The sequence below is a fragment of the Xanthomonas sp. WHRI 6108 genome (assembly GCF_040202385.2).
Classification (GTDB): Bacteria; Pseudomonadota; Gammaproteobacteria; order Xanthomonadales; family Xanthomonadaceae; genus Xanthomonas; species Xanthomonas arboricola.
Genome location: NZ_CP168198.1, coordinates 625,273 through 640,300 on the forward strand (window position 1 = coordinate 625,273; position 15,028 = coordinate 640,300).

At 68.1% G+C, this 15,028-nt stretch carries 15 protein-coding genes; 11 read left to right on the plus strand and 4 right to left on the minus strand.

The annotated features are described in order from the left end of the window. Positions 1–9 precede the first annotated feature (9 nt). The 8 genes from mdcC to ABQ039_RS02710 all read left to right on the plus strand — a co-directional run bounded on the left by mdcC (position 10) and on the right by ABQ039_RS02710 (position 7,194). On the plus strand, positions 10–327 hold the full coding sequence (gene mdcC / locus ABQ039_RS02675; protein WP_016902872.1) for a malonate decarboxylase acyl carrier protein: 318 nt from the start codon (positions 10–12) through the stop codon (positions 325–327). 124 nt (positions 328–451) lie between these two features. Beyond that, positions 452–1,354: a biotin-independent malonate decarboxylase subunit beta gene (locus tag ABQ039_RS02680; RefSeq protein WP_184610453.1), complete on the plus strand. Its 903-nt coding sequence runs from the start codon at positions 452–454 to the stop codon at positions 1,352–1,354. Next, positions 1,345–2,049 (plus strand): biotin-independent malonate decarboxylase subunit gamma, encoded by a 705-nt coding sequence (mdcE, locus tag ABQ039_RS02685; protein ID WP_102254926.1) that lies wholly within the window; start codon positions 1,345–1,347, stop codon positions 2,047–2,049. Before ABQ039_RS02680 ends, mdcE begins: the two co-directional genes overlap by 10 nt. A gap of 2 nt (positions 2,050–2,051) precedes the next feature. Beyond that, on the plus strand, positions 2,052–2,693 hold the full coding sequence (gene mdcG, locus ABQ039_RS02690) for a malonate decarboxylase holo-[acyl-carrier-protein] synthase (protein WP_047128013.1): 642 nt from the start codon (positions 2,052–2,054) through the stop codon (positions 2,691–2,693). 320 nt (positions 2,694–3,013) lie between these two features. Then, positions 3,014–3,856, plus strand: a complete 843-nt coding sequence (gene mdcB / locus ABQ039_RS02695) for a triphosphoribosyl-dephospho-CoA synthase MdcB (RefSeq protein ID WP_184610061.1) — start codon at positions 3,014–3,016, stop codon at positions 3,854–3,856. A 178-nt stretch (positions 3,857–4,034) separates the two neighbouring features. Continuing rightward, the gene (mdcH, locus tag ABQ039_RS02700; RefSeq protein ID WP_184610063.1) at positions 4,035–4,955 is read left to right on the plus strand and encodes a malonate decarboxylase subunit epsilon; all 921 of its coding nucleotides are present in this window, start codon (positions 4,035–4,037) and stop codon (positions 4,953–4,955) included. Between the two features lie 84 nt (positions 4,956–5,039). Beyond that, positions 5,040–6,395, plus strand: coding sequence for an SLC13 family permease (locus ABQ039_RS02705; protein WP_024937865.1), 1,356 nt, complete (start codon positions 5,040–5,042; stop codon positions 6,393–6,395). Positions 6,396–6,474: 79 nt separating this feature from the next. Then, on the plus strand, positions 6,475–7,194 hold the full coding sequence (locus ABQ039_RS02710) for a GntR family transcriptional regulator (RefSeq protein ID WP_065032179.1): 720 nt from the start codon (positions 6,475–6,477) through the stop codon (positions 7,192–7,194). Positions 7,195–7,351: 157 nt separating this feature from the next. Here ABQ039_RS02710 and ABQ039_RS02715 read toward each other — a convergent pair whose 3' ends face one another. The 4 genes from ABQ039_RS02715 to ABQ039_RS02730 form a co-directional block, all read right to left on the minus strand. Continuing rightward, positions 7,352–7,975, minus strand: coding sequence for an HAD hydrolase-like protein (locus ABQ039_RS02715; protein WP_184610065.1), 624 nt, complete (start codon positions 7,973–7,975; stop codon positions 7,352–7,354). A 239-nt stretch (positions 7,976–8,214) separates the two neighbouring features. Next, positions 8,215–8,634: an STAS domain-containing protein gene (locus ABQ039_RS02720; RefSeq protein ID WP_005923815.1), complete on the minus strand. Its 420-nt coding sequence runs from the start codon at positions 8,632–8,634 to the stop codon at positions 8,215–8,217. Then, positions 8,631–9,062, minus strand: a complete 432-nt coding sequence (locus tag ABQ039_RS02725; RefSeq protein ID WP_184610067.1) for an ATP-binding protein — start codon at positions 9,060–9,062, stop codon at positions 8,631–8,633. Before ABQ039_RS02725 ends, ABQ039_RS02720 begins: the two co-directional genes overlap by 4 nt. After that, entirely contained in the window at positions 9,062–11,011 is a 1,950-nt protein-coding gene (locus ABQ039_RS02730; protein ID WP_221232391.1) for a SpoIIE family protein phosphatase, read from the minus strand. The genes ABQ039_RS02725 and ABQ039_RS02730 overlap by 1 nt, the downstream gene beginning before the upstream one ends. Before the next feature lie 296 nt (positions 11,012–11,307). Here ABQ039_RS02730 and ABQ039_RS02735 point away from each other — a divergent pair, with 296 nt between their 5' ends. From ABQ039_RS02735 to ABQ039_RS02745, 3 genes are all read left to right on the plus strand, one after another. Continuing rightward, positions 11,308–11,907: a hypothetical protein gene (locus ABQ039_RS02735; RefSeq protein WP_047126145.1), complete on the plus strand. Its 600-nt coding sequence runs from the start codon at positions 11,308–11,310 to the stop codon at positions 11,905–11,907. Further along, positions 11,904–13,226 carry an XVIPCD domain-containing protein gene (locus ABQ039_RS02740; RefSeq protein WP_349778121.1) on the plus strand — a complete coding sequence of 441 codons (1,323 nt, stop codon included), beginning with the start codon at positions 11,904–11,906 and terminating at the stop codon, positions 13,224–13,226. Before ABQ039_RS02735 ends, ABQ039_RS02740 begins: the two co-directional genes overlap by 4 nt. Positions 13,227–13,901: 675 nt before the next feature. Next, positions 13,902–14,903 carry an arabinogalactan endo-1,4-beta-galactosidase gene (locus ABQ039_RS02745; protein WP_104544275.1) on the plus strand — a complete coding sequence of 334 codons (1,002 nt, stop codon included), beginning with the start codon at positions 13,902–13,904 and terminating at the stop codon, positions 14,901–14,903. The last annotated feature ends 125 nt before the right edge of the window (positions 14,904–15,028 follow it).

Sequence of the window (15,028 nt, forward strand, 5' to 3'; positions counted from 1 at the left end):
GGGCACAGCATGGAAACCCTGCGGTATCGCTTCGATGGTCAGCATGGCGCACGCGCCGGGCTGGACCATGCGCTGGTCGGCGTGGTCGCCTCCGGCAACCTGGAAGTGCTGGTCGAGCGCGTGCCGCTGGACGGCGCGATGGAGATCGAGATCCTCACCGCCGCGCGCGGGTTCGGCACCATCTGGCAGGCGGTGCTGGACGATTTCGCCGCGCGCCATCCGCTGCGCGATGTGCGCATCAGCATCAACGATGTCGGCGCCACGCCAGCGGTGGTGAGCCTGCGCCTGGAGCAGGCGCTGGACGTCCTGCAGGGAGCCGCCGCATGAGCCACCCCTCTCACCCCGTAGGAGCGCACCCGGGCGCGACGGGCTTTTCCGGTAACGCTGCAGTCGCGCCCGGGTGCGCTCCTACGCATGTCGTTGGGAGATACGTATGAGCACCACCATTCCCATGGCCGAGCGCAGCTATTACGAGGCCGATGCGCGCGAGCGCATCGATGGCGTGCTGGATGCCGGCAGCTTCCGCGAATTCGTCGGTCCGCGCCGTCGTCTGATCAGCCCGCATCTGGCCCAGCTGGACACGCCCGGCGCCTTCGATGACGGCATCGTCGTCGGTGAAGGCACGCTGCGTGGGCGCAACGTGCTGATCGCCGCGCAGCAAGGCGCCTTCATGGGCGGCGGCGTCGGCGAGGTGCACGGCGCCAAGCTCACCGGCCTGCTCGAGCGCGCCGCCGCCACGCAGCCGGCGGCGGTGCTGTTGCTGCTCGACACCGGCGGCGTGCGCCTGCATGAAGCCAACGCCGGCCTGATCGCCATCTCCGAAATCATGCGCGCCACCTTGAACACGCGCGCCGCCGGCGTGCCGGTGCTGGCCTTGATCGGCAGCGGCAACGGCGCCTTCGGTGGCATGGGCATCGTGGCGCGCTGCTGCAGCGCGGTGATCATGTCCGAAGAAGGCCGCCTGTCGCTGTCCGGCCCGGACGTGATCGAAACCGTGCGTGGTGTGGAGGAGTTCGACGCGCGCGATCGCGCCCTGGTGTGGCGCGTCACCGGCGGCAAGCACCGCTATCTGCTGGGCGAGGCGCAGACGCTGGTGGCCGACCGCATCGCCGCATTCGCCGATGCCGCCGTGCAGGCGCTGGACACGCTGGCAGAGCCGGAAGGCGAGGCCGCATTGCAGGCGCTGGAACTTGCACAGCAGCAGTTGGCCACGCGCATCGCCGCCTATGGCGATTGCCGCGACGGCCTGGAAATCTGGCAGCGGCAGGGCATTGTCGAGGCGCAGCGCCTGCCGCTGCTGGACACCGACGCCTTCCTCGCCGCCACCGCCGACCGGAGCACGCCATGGAACTGAGCCAACTGCTGGACCAGCTGTTTCCGCTCGGCCACGCGATCGCCCGCAACGACGATGTGCTTACCGGTAGTGCCACCACGGCCGCAGGCGAGGTCACCGTGATCGGCACCGCCAACAAGCTGGAAGTCGGCGTGGACCACGCGCTGGCACTGGCGGCGACCGTGTTGGCGAGCACGCGCGCGCATCCGCAGCGGCCGATCGTGATGCTGGCCGATACCGCCGGGCAACGGCTGGCGCGCCGCGACGAACTGCTCGGCATCAATGGCTATTTCGCGCATCTGGCACGCACGCTGGATCTGGCCCGCAAGCGCGGCGCGCGGCTGGTCACGCTGGTGTATGGCGAATCGGTCAGTGGCGGCTTTCTGTCGTTCGGTCTGATGGCCGACCATATCCACGCATTGCCGGATGCGCAGATCCGCGTGATGGATCTGCGCGCGATGGCGCGCGTCACCAAGCAGAGCGTGGACACCTTGCAGGCACTGAGCAAGAGCTCGCCGGTGTTTGCGCCCGGCGTGGAGAACTACGTGCGCATGGGCGCGGTGGAGTCGCTCTGGGACGGCGATCTGGCGCAGGCGCTGCTCGATGCCCTGGCCGCGCCCAGCGATGGCGATCAACGCCGGGCACGTGGCGCGCAGCGTGGCGGGCGCACCCTGGCGCGCGATGTCGCTGCGGCCGTGGCCGCGGGCGAGGCCTGAGCATGCCCGGCCGCCACGCACTGGTGTGGTTGCATCCCGGCGCGCGCTGGCAAGCGCTGACGCCGGGTGCGCAGCCACGGCTGCAGCAGTGGTTTGCTGCAGGTCTGCCGGCAGTGGTGGCGCGTGGCGATGGCAGCGAGGCGCCTGGCAGCCTGCGGCTGGGCGTGCCACTGCCGCCAGACGAAGGCAAGCAACGCCTGGCATTGAGCGCCGGCCTGGACGAGGTCGCGCGCAGCACCGCGCCATTGGCGCTGGACGCGGTGATCGCAGCCGCACCCGCCGCAACGCAGCCTGCACTGCAGGCCTTGTTGACCCAGTGCAATGCCAACGCCCTGCAGCCGCGCGTCTTCGGCAGCTTTGCATGGCAGGCCCTGACCGGGCTTGCGTATGTGCATGCGCAATCGGATCTGGACCTGTTGTGGTCCATCGCCACACCCGAGCAGGCGCAGGCCGTGGTGACAGTGCTGCAGCGCTGGGAACAGCGCCACGGGCTGCGCGCAGACGGCGAACTGCTGCTGCCCGACGACACCGCGGTGAACTGGCGCGAGTACGCCGGCAGCGCGCAACAGGTCTTGGTGAAGTCCACCAACGGCTGCCGCTTGCTGCCGCGCAGCGCGCTGTTTCCGGTATGGAGCGCGGCATGAGCACGCTGGTTGAACGCACTGCCGATGCCAGGCGCTCCGTGACGCCTGGCAACGTGGTGGAGCGGCAGCGGCCATTGACAAGATCGAAAGAGGCGGGCATCGCACCATCCCTGGTTGATGCGGCCAGCCAATCGACGCGCCAGGTGTGTGCCGATCACGAACCGACGCTCGCACCGACACCGGCAGCAACGCACGACGTACCGCCGCAGCCGCTACTGCACCTTGCCCCCGCAGGCGCTGGTTCGAACCGCGTGCATGCGCCATCGCGCGTTGCATGCACGCATGGCGAGCTGCAAGACAGTGCAGCCCGGCAACACGCATTGCATCCCGACGCCGGCACTGCCAGCGCGCTAGCGCACCGGCTGGGGCGGCTGGCGGTCGCCGCCCTGCATGCAGAACTCGGCTGCGCGCCCAAACCCGGCCTGGTCACGCCGTTCGACAGCGGCAGCCATGCCGATATGGACGCGTCGACATTCCTGCGCAGCCTGTTCGCCCTGCGCGGCTATTTCGTCGCGATTGCACAGGCCGGTATCGACAACGCGCCGTTCGAGCAATTGCGCCAGCTCGGCATCGCGGCCGAAGCGGCGATGCTGCGCGCCACCGGCGGCATCAACACCCATCGCGGTGCGATCTTCAGCCTGGGCTTGCTCACTGCGCAGGCGGCGCGCTTGCGTGCCGTGCACGGGCATGCCCCTAGCGGCGAAGCAGTCTGCAGCGCGGTAAAAGAGTGGCGCGATGCGTTGCGGGCCGCGCCGCTGGATCCATGCAGCAATGGCCAGCGCGTGCGCGCGGCGTTCCGGATCAGTGGCGTGCGCGAACAGGCCGCAGCCGGGTATCCATTGCTGCGCGAGCTCGCATTGCCGTCACTACGCAATGCATTGCGCAGCGGCGCCACGCGCGAGGCCGCACTGGCGCAGACCTTGATGCACCTGATTGCCGAGGTTGATGATCTCAACCTGCTGCATCGCGGCGGGCAGGAAGGGCTGGCTTACGCAAAGGCGCAGGCGCACGCGTTTCTGGCCGATGGCGGCATCGCGCATCCGCAGTGGCGCGCATGCCTGCACACCATCGGCAGGCAATTCGTCGCACGTCGCCTGAGCCCGGGCGGCAGCGCCGATCTGTTGGCCTGCGCCTGGTTCCTGCACTGTCAGGAGACGGCATGAGCCTGTGTCGAGCACTGGCAGCTGCCAGGGCGACGTCCATGCAGGCGTGTGGCGGCGCGGCCCTTCGCACTGTTTCAGTGAACGGCGTGCTTGTCCTGGTCACGGAACAAAATGCCCGCAGCGCGAATGAGGGCCACGCTCGCACAAGGCACAGCATTTTCTGCAAGCAGGCCACCGCATGAGCCTGGCCGTGCTCTGTCCCGGCCAGGGTGGGCAGCACGCCGCGATGTTCACGCGGGTTGCCGATGCGCCTGCCGCGGCCGAGGTAATCGCTGCTGCGAGCAAGGTGCTTGGCGCCTCGGCGCAAACGCTGGCCGCTGACAGCTCCCGCTACACCAATGCCATTGCACAGCCGCTGGTCTGCGCCGGCACGCTGGCGCACTGGCAGGTGCTGCGTGCGCAGCTGCCCAGGCCGGTGTTGGTGCTGGGCTACAGCGTCGGCGAGCTGGCCGCGCATGCGGTTGCCGGCAGCATGGAGATCGCCACCTGCTTGCAACTGGCTGCCACCCGCGCGCGCCTGATGGATGCGGCCAGCCCGCAACATGCCGGCTTGATGGCGGTGCTCGGCCTGCCGCTGCGTACGCTCGAGGTGCTGTGCCGGACGCATGGCGCGGCCATCGCCATCGTCAATGGCGACGACCACGCCGTGCTCGGTGGGCCGCAGGCGGCGCTGCAGGCACTGGGCGATGCAGCGCAGGCGCAGGGGGCACGCGTCACGCCGTTGCCGGTGAGCGTGCCGGCGCATACGCCGTGGTTGCGGGCGGCCGCCGACGCCTTCGCCGTCGAATTGAACAATGCGGCCGTGCAGGCGCCCAGGCTGCGTGTGCTGGCCGGCATCGATGCGCGTGCCGTCACCACGCAGGCCCTGGTGGTGGACACGCTGGCCGCACAGATCGCGCAGACCGTGCGCTGGTCCGAGGTGCTGGTGCAGGCCGCCGAGCGCGGCGCGCGGGTGTTTCTCGAACTGGGGCCCGGTAGCGCACTGGCGCGCATGGCGCGCGAGCGCGTGCCGGGCTGCGAAGCGCGATCGGTCGACGAATTTCAGAGCATCCACGGTGTGGTCGAGTGGGTCAACGCCGCATGCGAGCGCGCGGCATGACGGTCGAGGTGGTGCACACGGCGTAACCCTTGGGTGGCGGGTGGCCATCCGTGCTGTACGCGTATCAGGTGTCTGGGAGGGCGCATGACCCCGCAAATTGCAACGATTCTTGGCTTGGTGATCATGTTCATCGTCGCCACCGCATTGCCCATCAACATGGGCGCGGTGGCCTTCGCGCTGGCCTTCATCATCGGCGGCGTGTGGGTGGGGCTGGACGGCAAGGAGGTGCTGGCCGGCTTTCCGGGCGACCTGTTCCTGACCCTGGTCGGCATCACCTATCTGTTCGCCATCGCGCAGAAGAACGGCACCATCGATCTGCTGGTGCACTGGGCGGTGCGCGCGGTGCGCGGGCGCATCGTCGCCATTCCCTGGGTGATGTTCGTCATCACCGGCCTGCTCACCGCCTTCGGTGCGCTCGGGCCGGCGGCGGTGGCCATCATCGGCCCGGTGGCGCTGCGCTTTGCCAAGCAGTACCGCATCAATCCCTTGATGATGGGCCTGCTGGTGATCCATGGCGCGCAGGGCGGCGGCTTTTCGCCGATCAGCGTGTATGGCGGCATCACCAACAAGGTGGTGGAAAAGGCCGGGCTGGACGTCACCGAAATGGCGGTGTTCCTCACCAGCCTGGGCTTCAACCTGATGATGGCGATCATCTGCTTCTGCGCCTTCGGCGGGCTCAAGCTGATGCGTCGGCAGGAGGTGTCGCTGGCCGATGCGCAGTATGTGGCGGTGGCCGACGACCAGGCCTCCAAGCGCCCGTTCGCGATCGAAGGGCATGGTTCGCTGGTGGCTGCCGGTGGCGGCACCTTGTCGACCAATCCGCTGGCGCTGGAAGCGGTCGCCATCACGCGCGATCGGGTGATCACGCTGGTCGGCCTGCTCGGTCTGGGCATCGCCGCGCTGGTCTACAACCTCAACGTCGGCTTGGTCTCGATCACCGTGGCGGTGGCGCTGGCGCTGATCTCGCCCAGCGCGCAGAAGGGCGCGGTGGACGGCATCAGCTGGTCAACGGTGTTGTTGATCAGCGGCGTGGTCACCTATGTGGCGGTGCTTGAAAAGGCCGGCGCGGTGGACTACATCGGCACCGGCGTATCGCATATCGGCATGCCGCTGCTGGGGGCGCTGCTGGTCTGCTATGTCGGCGGCATCGTTTCCGCATTCGCCTCGTCGGCGGCGGTGCTGGGCGCCACCATCCCGCTGGCGGTGCCGTTCCTGATGCAGGGCCAGCTCGGCGCGGCCGGGGTGATCTGCGCGCTGGCGGTGTCGTCCACCATCGTCGATGTCAGCCCGTTCTCCACCAACGGTGCGTTGGTGGTGGCCTCGGCCGCCAAGGAAGAGCGCGACGCGCTGTTCCGCCGCTTCCTGGTCTACAGCGGGCTGGTGGTGTTGCTGGGGCCGCTGGTGGCCTGGCTGCTGTTCGTGGTGCCGGGCTGGCTGTGATCCGGCCCGCGTCCGGCAGGGCATTGGGGCGCCCCGGTAGAATGGGCGCCCCCACGCCAGCATCGACGACCCGCCTGCCATGACCCTCGCCCCTGATTCGCGCAACGCCAAGAAGCGCGTACCGCTGTACGAGGAAGTGGCCGAGCGCCTGCGCCAGAAGATCTATGACTACGCGCTGCCGCCGGGCGAATGGATCGACGAGCCGGCGCTGGCCGAGGAACTCGGCATCAGCCGCACCCCGCTGCGCGAGAGCCTCAAGCTGCTCGCCGCCGAAGGCCTGGTGCAGCTGGACGCCGGCCGCGGCAGCCGGGTCACGCGGCTGACGCTGGAAGACCTCAATCAGTTGTTCCCGGTGATGGCGATGCTGGAAGGCCGCTGCGCCCACGATGCGGTCAAGCGCATCGACGTGGCCGGCGTGCAACGCCTGGAAGAGCTGCACGCGGCAATGGAAGCCGCCGCCACCGCTGGCGACCTGGCCGAGTACTACCGCAACAATTACCTGATTCACGAGACCGTGCAGCAGTACGCCGGCAATCCGTGGTTGATCCGCGTCACCCACGATCTGCACCGCATCCTCAAGATGCACCGCGGCCGGCAGCTGTTGACGCCCGGGCGCATGGCGCAGTCGCTGGCCGAGCACCGCGAGCTGATGGCGTGCGTACGCCGCGGCGACGCCGAAGGCGCAGAGCGCACGATGCACGGCCATCTGTTGAGCCAGGGCCAGGCCTTGGCGGCGTATGTGGCAGCGGGTGGCATGTTGAACGTGCCGGCGCCATTACCGAGGGTGGGTGGGGTCTAGCAGTCGGCCCTGTCCGGGCGCATCCCCCCGCGCACCGAGATCGCACCTTCCTTCTCCCGTCGGGAGAAGGTGCCCGAAGGGCGGATGAGGGTACGTGCGCACGCAGCACCGGGAAGCTTCTCGCTCCTGCGAATCCCCAATCCCCAATCCCCGCCGCCTACTCCCCGCCCAACGCAAGCAAGTCATCCACGCGTTCGATCAACAGCGCCCCCGCCAAGCCGGCAAACACGTCCGGATGCGCATAGCCCCAGGCCACCGCGGCAAACGGCAGACCCACCGCTTGCGCCGCCTCCCAGTCGGCGACCTGGTCGCCCACGTACACCGCCTGCGCTGCGGTATGCCCGGTGCTGCGCAACACGCGACGCAAGGCGCGCTGCTTGCCCAGCAGATGCGCACCGCCGTCGATCACTGCGAACTTCGCGCCCAGCTCCTCGCCCAGCGCGCGCTGCACATTCTCCACCGAGTTGGACGACACCAGGGCCAGGCGGGTGCCACGGGCGTGCAGGGCCTGCAGCACCCCGGCAATGCCGTCGAACAAGGCCATCGGCGGGGCGGCGCGCATCAGGCGGATGAAGTCGGCGGCCACCAGCGGGATGCGCCAGCTGCTCAGCCCCGATTGCTTGAGCAGTTGGCGGGTGCTCAGGCGGCGTGCGGCGTCCACTTCATGCGCTTGCGCGGCGCGGAAGCCGTGCCGCGCGGCCAGTACGCGCTGCGTGCTCAGAAAGAAACCGAACGAGTCGGCCAGGGTGCCGTCGAAATCGAAGATGATCAGCTTGGGCATTGCAACGCAGGGATCAGGGCGTCATAGCCTAACCATTGCTGCACACGCGCCGTACGCAGACACGCCACCGATGTGCGCGCAGGCGAGGTGGCGCCGCAACGCGATCGGCACAACCACTGCAATCATCGCCAGACGGTGCGCGTCCGATGCCGGGGTCGGCATGTACCTCTCATGTCCTTCTGCCGAGCGCGCCGTCTACATCCAGCCGGCGCCGGTTCGCGGTGCGGCGCTGGCCGCGCTCAGGCCTCGGCAAAATGCGGCACGATCGGCGTATCGCCTTGCGCATGCTGTTCGATGACCTTGCGCTGCATCGCCGCCAGGTAGGCATCCAGCTCTTCGGTGGAGGCGAAGACATCGCTCAGCGGCACGGCCTTGACCATGTCGAAGACCTTGCGGATCTGCGGCTGCGGGTTGGTCACCAGCACCTTGCCCTGGCGCGTGGCCAGGGCCTTGCGCGCCTTGAAGATGCAGCGGATGCCGGCGCTGGAGATGTATTCCAGCGCGGTCAGGTCCAGCACCAGCGTGGTGATCAGGGTGCCCAGCAGCGGCGACAGCGCCGCGTCCAGATCCTGATAGGTGTGGGTGTCCAGGCGCCCGGTCAGGATGACGCGTTGACGGGTGTCCTGCGGCGGGTCGATCTGAATGGCGAGCGTGGTCATGACAGTGCCTCGGGGACGGGGGCGTACGGGTGGAGCAGGGTGACGCGCACCACGTTGTATGCACCATCGCGGCGGTAGTCGATGTGATCGGCGAACTGATGCACCAGGAACAGCCCCAGCCCGCCAATCGCGCGCTCGTCGAGCTCGGCACTCAGGTCCGGCATCGCGGCGGTGCTGGGGTCGAACGCACTGCCGGGGTCGTGCATTTCCAGCACCAGCGCCTGCGGGTCCAGCTGCAGCTGCAGGCGCAGCGGCTGCTCGGCGCACTGGCCGTGGGTGAGCGCATTGCAGCCGAGCTCTTCCACGATCAGCCGCACCTGGCCGATGCGCTCGGTGTGCAGGCCTTCCAGCGTGAGCGAGTGTTCCAGCACGTCGTTGGCGCCGGCCAGCTGGGCCAGCGAGGGCGCGATGGCCAGGTCGAGCTTCATCAGGTCGTTGCCTTTCCGGGTGCGTCCCGGCCAGCGTCTGCGACCCGCCCAGCATGCTCCTGGCGCAGCCGGATCGCCAGCAGGGTGATGTCGTCGTACGGGTCGGCCTGGCCGGTGAAGTGGGCGATGTTGGCGATCACCGCCTTGCACTGCGCCGCCGCGCTGCGGCGTGGCCGCAAGGCGCCGAGCAGGCGCTCCAGCCCATAGCTGGCCCCTTGCTCGTCCATCGCCTCGGTCACCCCGTCGGTATAGCCCAGCAGCGTCTGCCCGGCGCTCATGCGGCCCTGCAGCACCGGGTAGGCCACCTGCGGCTCGATCCCCAGCGGCGCGCCGGTGTCCAGCGGCAACGGCCGCGCGCTGCCGTCGATGTCGATCAGCACCGGCGGCTCGTGGCCGGCACTGGCCAGCCAGTAGTCGCCGCTCACCACGTTGATCACCCCGCACAGCACCGTGGCGAACATGCAGGTGTCGTTGTTTTCGGCCAGCCGCGTGGAGGCGGCGATCAGGATGCTGTCCGGGCGCGTATGCCGGCGCGCGGCGATTTCCAGCACGCTCACCGCGCGCGCCATGAACAAGGCGGCCGGCACGCCCTTGTCGGACACATCGCCCACCACGAACCACAGCAGCCCCGGCTCGGTCTCGACGAAGTGGTAGAAGTCGCCGCCCACCGCCTTGGCCGGCTCCAGCCAGGCGCAGGTTTCCAGATGCGAACTGGCGCGGTCGAAGGTGCGCCCGGAGGGCAGCATCGCCTGCTGGATCTCGCGCGCAATCTGCAGCTCGCTGTGCATGCGCTCGCGCGCGGCGGTCATCTCGCCGATCTGCGCGATGTGGTCGCGGATCGCATCGCGCGCGCTGTCGAACGCACGCGCCATCACGCCCACCTCGTCGCGGCGTTCGATGTGCTGCAGCGGGTATGCGAACTCGCCACGGCGAAAGTGCTCGGCGGTATCGGTCAATTCCTCGATCGGGCGCGTCAGCTTGCGGGTGATCCGCCCCATCAGCCACCACCACACCACCGCGCCCAGCAACGCCGCCAGCGCCACCCAAGCGGCCAGCCAGTTCAGGCCCGCCAGCACATAGCCTTCCGAGGCGGACAGCACAAAGGTCCAGCCGCTGCGCCCCACCGCTGCGCTATGGGTCAAAAAGCGCTCGCCATCGGGCGCGGTGTGCGCGAACGAGATCGGCTGGCCCGCCGCCACCGCGCGCTGCAACGGCAGCAGGTCGGGTCGCGAATGCGCCACGTAGCGCTCCAGGGTGTAACGCAGGTTGAGCGCCGGGTCGGGGCTGAACACCAGCATGCCTTCGGGCGACAGCAGCATCGGCTGGATGCCGATGTCGCGCGGCAGCTGGTCGATGATCTCGCGCAGGTGCTGCAGCGGCAGGTCCACGCTGACCATGCCCACCGGCGCGGCATCCACCGCATCGCCCGGCCGGCGCAACGGCAGGTTGTAGCTGGTGTACAGCGCGTTGCCGCCATTGGCGTTGATATACGGCTCGGACCACCACGCACGCCCTTCGCGCTGGGTGCGCAGATACCACGGCATCGCGCGGTAGTCGTAGCCCAGGTCCTGCACCGATTTCTCCAGCACGCGCGTGCCGTCGCGATGCACGTACCAGACAAACCCAGTGTCGCGCGCCTTCTGCGTGCGCGGCTCGATGATCAATCGCGCCGCACCGATATCCGGGTCGCCGCTGAGCGTGGCCAGCAGCAGCGCGCGCAGGTTGAACGGCTGCAGCCCCACCGCGCTGCTGCTGGCCGCCAGCGTGCGGCCGCTCACCTGCACCGAGTCCAGCATCGCCGCCAGGCTGCGTGCGGTCTGCTCGGTCAGGCCATCCACCTCGGTGCGCGCCGCCTCCACCAGCTCGGCGCGTGCGCCCAGGTAGAACACCGTGCCCAGCAACACCAGCAACACCACCAGCACCGCGGTGGCGGCCAGCAACACGCGCATGCGCAGGCTGTGCCGCCAGTGCACCCGCGGGGTGACGGCCACGCTGTCGGCTGGCGATGTGGGACCCGTGGCGATGGCGCGCTTCCGTGGTGGCGGATGGCCCGATCATGGCAGTTTTGCGGCCGCCGGCAACCGGCTCACGGCCGCCTCATCCTCAGCTGCCGTAAATTGACCCCAGCGGGTCAAGCAAACTAGATTGACTCCCCCTATCGCCATGGAGGCCGGCCTTGCGCCAGATTCTGACCCCGAGCCTGCTGGCCCTTTTGCTTACGGCCTGTAACGCCCCGGAGACCAGCATGACCCAGACCCAATCCCCCGCAACCGAGGCCGCCGCAGAAGCCGACGTCGAGGCCGGTGGCCGCGGCCTTGCCAAGTTGAATCCCAACCCGCGCAAGGCCTACGAGGTCACGCTGACGCTGGACAAGGCGCCCGGCGCCTTCGGCCTGGTGCAGGGCGCGGCGCAGTACGACGTCAGCAACGAAGCCGAATGCGGCAAGATCCAGCCCGAAACCGGCACCGCCGGGCGCATCACCAGCCAGGAAGACTTCGCACTCAAGAAGATTTCCGACACCGAGTACCGCGGCACCGTCTATCTGGACCTGATGCAGGACGAGGACTATTACGGTCGCGGCGTCTGCCATTGGGAATTCAGCGGTGCCAGCGTGCTGCTGAAGGCCACCGGTGCAGAGGAAGAGACCCGCTTCCTGTCGTTTATCGAAGGCAAGACGGTGACTGCGCAGCAGCCACAGACGAAGTACTACTGGAAGGAAGGGTATCCGCGCTCGGAGTCCAAGAGCTTTCCGGACACCGGTGAGCTGAGCCCGGACAAATTCAAGCCGGAAATCCGCGACAATCTCTTCACCATCACATTGGCTGCCAAGGAAGTTGCGCCATGAGCATCCCATCGCCGCACTATGCGGGCTTGTCGGAAGATGTCTACAAGGATCGCGCCGTCGGCCGACGCGCGCCAGGTCAGGAAGAAATCGTCGTGGTCGAGGGGCAGCGTTATGCGGTTCTCGACCACGTCAACAACAAGGCCACCGGCTATCAAGGCACCATCTACCGGCGTGAAGGCAGCGGCGACATCGTGGTCGCCCATCGCGGCACCGAGGGCGCGGTCAAGGACATTCTCACCGATGCGACCATGGTCACCTCGCGGACCAATCCGCAGGCAGCCGACGCGCTCGCGCTGACCAAAAACGCGATGGACATTGCCAAGGACGTCGGCAAGCGAACCGGGCACCAACCCGAAGTCACCGTCACCGGCCACTCCCTGGGCGGTGCGCTTGCGCAGGTTTCCGCGCACCATTACGACCTCAAGGGCGAAACCTTCAACGCCTACGGTGCAGCCAGCTTGAGTTACCGCATTCCCGAAGGCGGCAACAGCGTGATCAACCACGTGATGGCGTCGGACCCGGTCAGCGCGGCCTCGCCGCATTTCGGGCAGGTGCGCATCTACGCCAAGCCAGATGAAATCGCCACGTTGAGCGGCGCCGGCTACAGCAACAGCAAGGCCAATTTCCTGATTCCCGACTACCCGCTGGTGGCGGTCGGCGGTTCGCTGGGCGCGCACAAGCTGGGCAACTTCCTGGGCGAACATTCGGCGCTCACCGACCCCAACGCGCGTCCGCTTGCCGAAAAGAACGCGCGCATGATCGACGAATACCGCAGCGATGTGGACGGGCTGCGCACCGGCACCACTATCCTGACGCGCAGCGCGCGCGGCCTCGGCCAGGACGCCATCGACGCCATCCGCGGCCCGCTCGCGCCAGGCGAGCCTGCCAAGCGCGACGCACACGAGCACGGTAACGAGCACACCTCGCTGCGTATCGACCAACCGGGGCATGTGGGCAACGCCTTGTTCCAGGACGCGCAGCGTGGCGTGCACGCACAGGACGCACGTGCAGGGCGCGCGCCCGACCAGCAGAGCGCCCAGTTGTCCGGCTCGCTCGCCTCGGAAATGCACGCCGCCGGTGGCCAGCGCATCGACGCAGTGATGATGAGCCCCGATGCCGCACGCACCTTTGCCGTGCAGGGCCGCGTGGACGACCCCGCGCAGCTGCGCGTCAGCGTGGAAACCATGACCGCGATGAACACCCCGCTGGAGCAGAGCAGCCAGCGCGTGGCCGACAATGCCGCACGCCAAGCGGTGGCGCTGGAGCAGCAGCAAACCCAGACCCAGCAACAACAGCAGGGTGCACGCGCGCTGGGCTGAGTGCGCTCATGCATGCGTGGCGTTGGGCAGCCGACAAAACGGCTGCGCAGCCGTCAGGTGGGCGCGGCCGTCGCCCGGAATCGGCATTGACCAATGGTTCACTGCAGTGCCGGGCGCGCCATCCGCACCATCTGACGGCCGCTCACTACGCGCTGGTAGTCGCGCTTGATGCGGTGACTGCGCCCGACCCGCAGGCCTGACGCGGCGACGCTTCGATCTGCCAACTGCCGCCATCGCGTGGTGCACAGAAAAAACGCCGGCTTGCCCGGCGTTTTTCGTTTCGGTCGCTGCCCATCCATGGACGCGAGCGTATCGAGCCCAGGTCTGCTTGTGCTGCCCTGACAGTCGCGCCTGTCACCTCAGCGACCGATGTCCAATCGCAGACCCGCTGCGCACTATCGCGCCGGTTTTCTGTTGCACCCGCACAACAATGCGCTGGCGAAAATATCGCCAGTTCGCTGGCGCAAGGTGTTTGCCGCCGCGAGATATGTCGCAACCACGCAGCAGCTATAGCGAGCGCGACCGCATTGCGCCGCCGTGCTGCAATCGCCACCGTTTCGCGGCGTGTCTGGCCGCTGCGGGCAGCGCCGCATCGCCACAGGCACGCGGCGAGTTCAGGGGGGATCAGGCAGGGCGCCACGTGGCGCGACATCCATCGATCAAGGGAGAGGGTTCATGCACGTTTTTCGCAAGGGGTACCACCGTTTGCTGCTGGTGCTGTTACTGGGTGGCCTCAGCGCCGGCGCCGGCGCGCAGGGCATCGCCAAGGGCGCCGATGTCAGCTGGCTCAACCAGCAGGCCGCGGCCAACCCGCCGCAGGTGTTTCGCGATGCGGCCGGCAACACCACCGACTTCATCAAGCTGTTCAAGGATGTGGGCGGCAACGCCATCCGCCTGCGCGTGTGGGTCAACCCGTCCGGCGGCTGGAACGATGGCCGCGACACCCTGGACAAGGCCAAGCGCGCCGCCGCGCAGGGCATGCGCATCATGATCGACTTCCACTACAGCGACAGCTGGGCCGACCCCGGCAAGCAGACCAAGCCAGCCGCCTGGGCGGGCCACTCCGTCGCCCAGCTCAATACCGATGTCTACAGCCACACCCAGGGCATCCTCAAATACCTCAAGGACAACGGCATCACCGTCAGCTGGGTGCAGGTGGGCAACGAGATCAACAGCGGCATGCTGTGGAACGAGGGCAAGACGCCCAACTTCGCCACGCTGGGCCAGTTCATCAACAGCGGCTACAACGCCACCAAGGCGGTGTACCCCAACGCCAAGGTCATCGTGCACCTGGCCAACGGCTACGACAACGCCAACTTCCGCTGGTTCTTCGACAACCTGCGCTCGGCCGGCGGCAAGTGGGACGTCATCGGCATGTCGCATTACCCGCCGGTCGGCAGCTGGCAGGACTACAACAGCCGCCTGGACACCAACATGCGCGACATGATCTCCCGCTACGGCAGCGACGTGATCGTGGCCGAGGTCGGTATGGACTGGCAGCAGGCCGCCACTACCCGCGCCATGCTCACCAACCTGCTCAGCCGCAGCAGCGCCATCGGATCGCGCGTGCTCGGCATCTTCTACTGGGAGCCCAACGCCTACCCCGGCTGGCAGGGCTACACCATGGGCGCGGTCAACAACAACGGCCAGCTGACCGAAGCGCTACAAGCGTTCTGACCACCCCACCGCCGTAGGAGCGCACCCGGGCGCGACGGGCTTCACCGGTAACGCCCCTCGCGCCCAGGTGCGCTCCTACAGGGCGCCAGGCGCACCCCCTAGGCGTAGGAGCGCACCCGGGCGCG

Coding starts and splice junctions, on each gene's coding strand:
- mdcC (WP_016902872.1), top strand. CDS start 10: ATGGAAACCCTGCGGTATCGCTTCGATGGTCAGCATGGCGCACGCGCC.
- ABQ039_RS02680 (WP_184610453.1), top strand. CDS start 452: ATGGCCGAGCGCAGCTATTACGAGGCCGATGCGCGCGAGCGCATCGAT.
- mdcE (WP_102254926.1), top strand. CDS start 1,345: ATGGAACTGAGCCAACTGCTGGACCAGCTGTTTCCGCTCGGCCACGCG.
- mdcG (WP_047128013.1), top strand. CDS start 2,052: ATGCCCGGCCGCCACGCACTGGTGTGGTTGCATCCCGGCGCGCGCTGG.
- mdcH (WP_184610063.1), top strand. CDS start 4,035: ATGAGCCTGGCCGTGCTCTGTCCCGGCCAGGGTGGGCAGCACGCCGCG.
- ABQ039_RS02705 (WP_024937865.1), top strand. CDS start 5,040: ATGACCCCGCAAATTGCAACGATTCTTGGCTTGGTGATCATGTTCATC.
- ABQ039_RS02710 (WP_065032179.1), top strand. CDS start 6,475: ATGACCCTCGCCCCTGATTCGCGCAACGCCAAGAAGCGCGTACCGCTG.
- ABQ039_RS02715 (WP_184610065.1), bottom strand. CDS start 7,975: ATGCCCAAGCTGATCATCTTCGATTTCGACGGCACCCTGGCCGACTCG.
- ABQ039_RS02720 (WP_005923815.1), bottom strand. CDS start 8,634: ATGACCACGCTCGCCATTCAGATCGACCCGCCGCAGGACACCCGTCAA.
- ABQ039_RS02725 (WP_184610067.1), bottom strand. CDS start 9,062: ATGAAGCTCGACCTGGCCATCGCGCCCTCGCTGGCCCAGCTGGCCGGC.
- ABQ039_RS02730 (WP_221232391.1), bottom strand. CDS start 11,011: ATGCGCGTGTTGCTGGCCGCCACCGCGGTGCTGGTGGTGTTGCTGGTG.
- ABQ039_RS02735 (WP_047126145.1), top strand. CDS start 11,308: ATGACCCAGACCCAATCCCCCGCAACCGAGGCCGCCGCAGAAGCCGAC.
- ABQ039_RS02740 (WP_349778121.1), top strand. CDS start 11,904: ATGAGCATCCCATCGCCGCACTATGCGGGCTTGTCGGAAGATGTCTAC.
- ABQ039_RS02745 (WP_104544275.1), top strand. CDS start 13,902: ATGCACGTTTTTCGCAAGGGGTACCACCGTTTGCTGCTGGTGCTGTTA.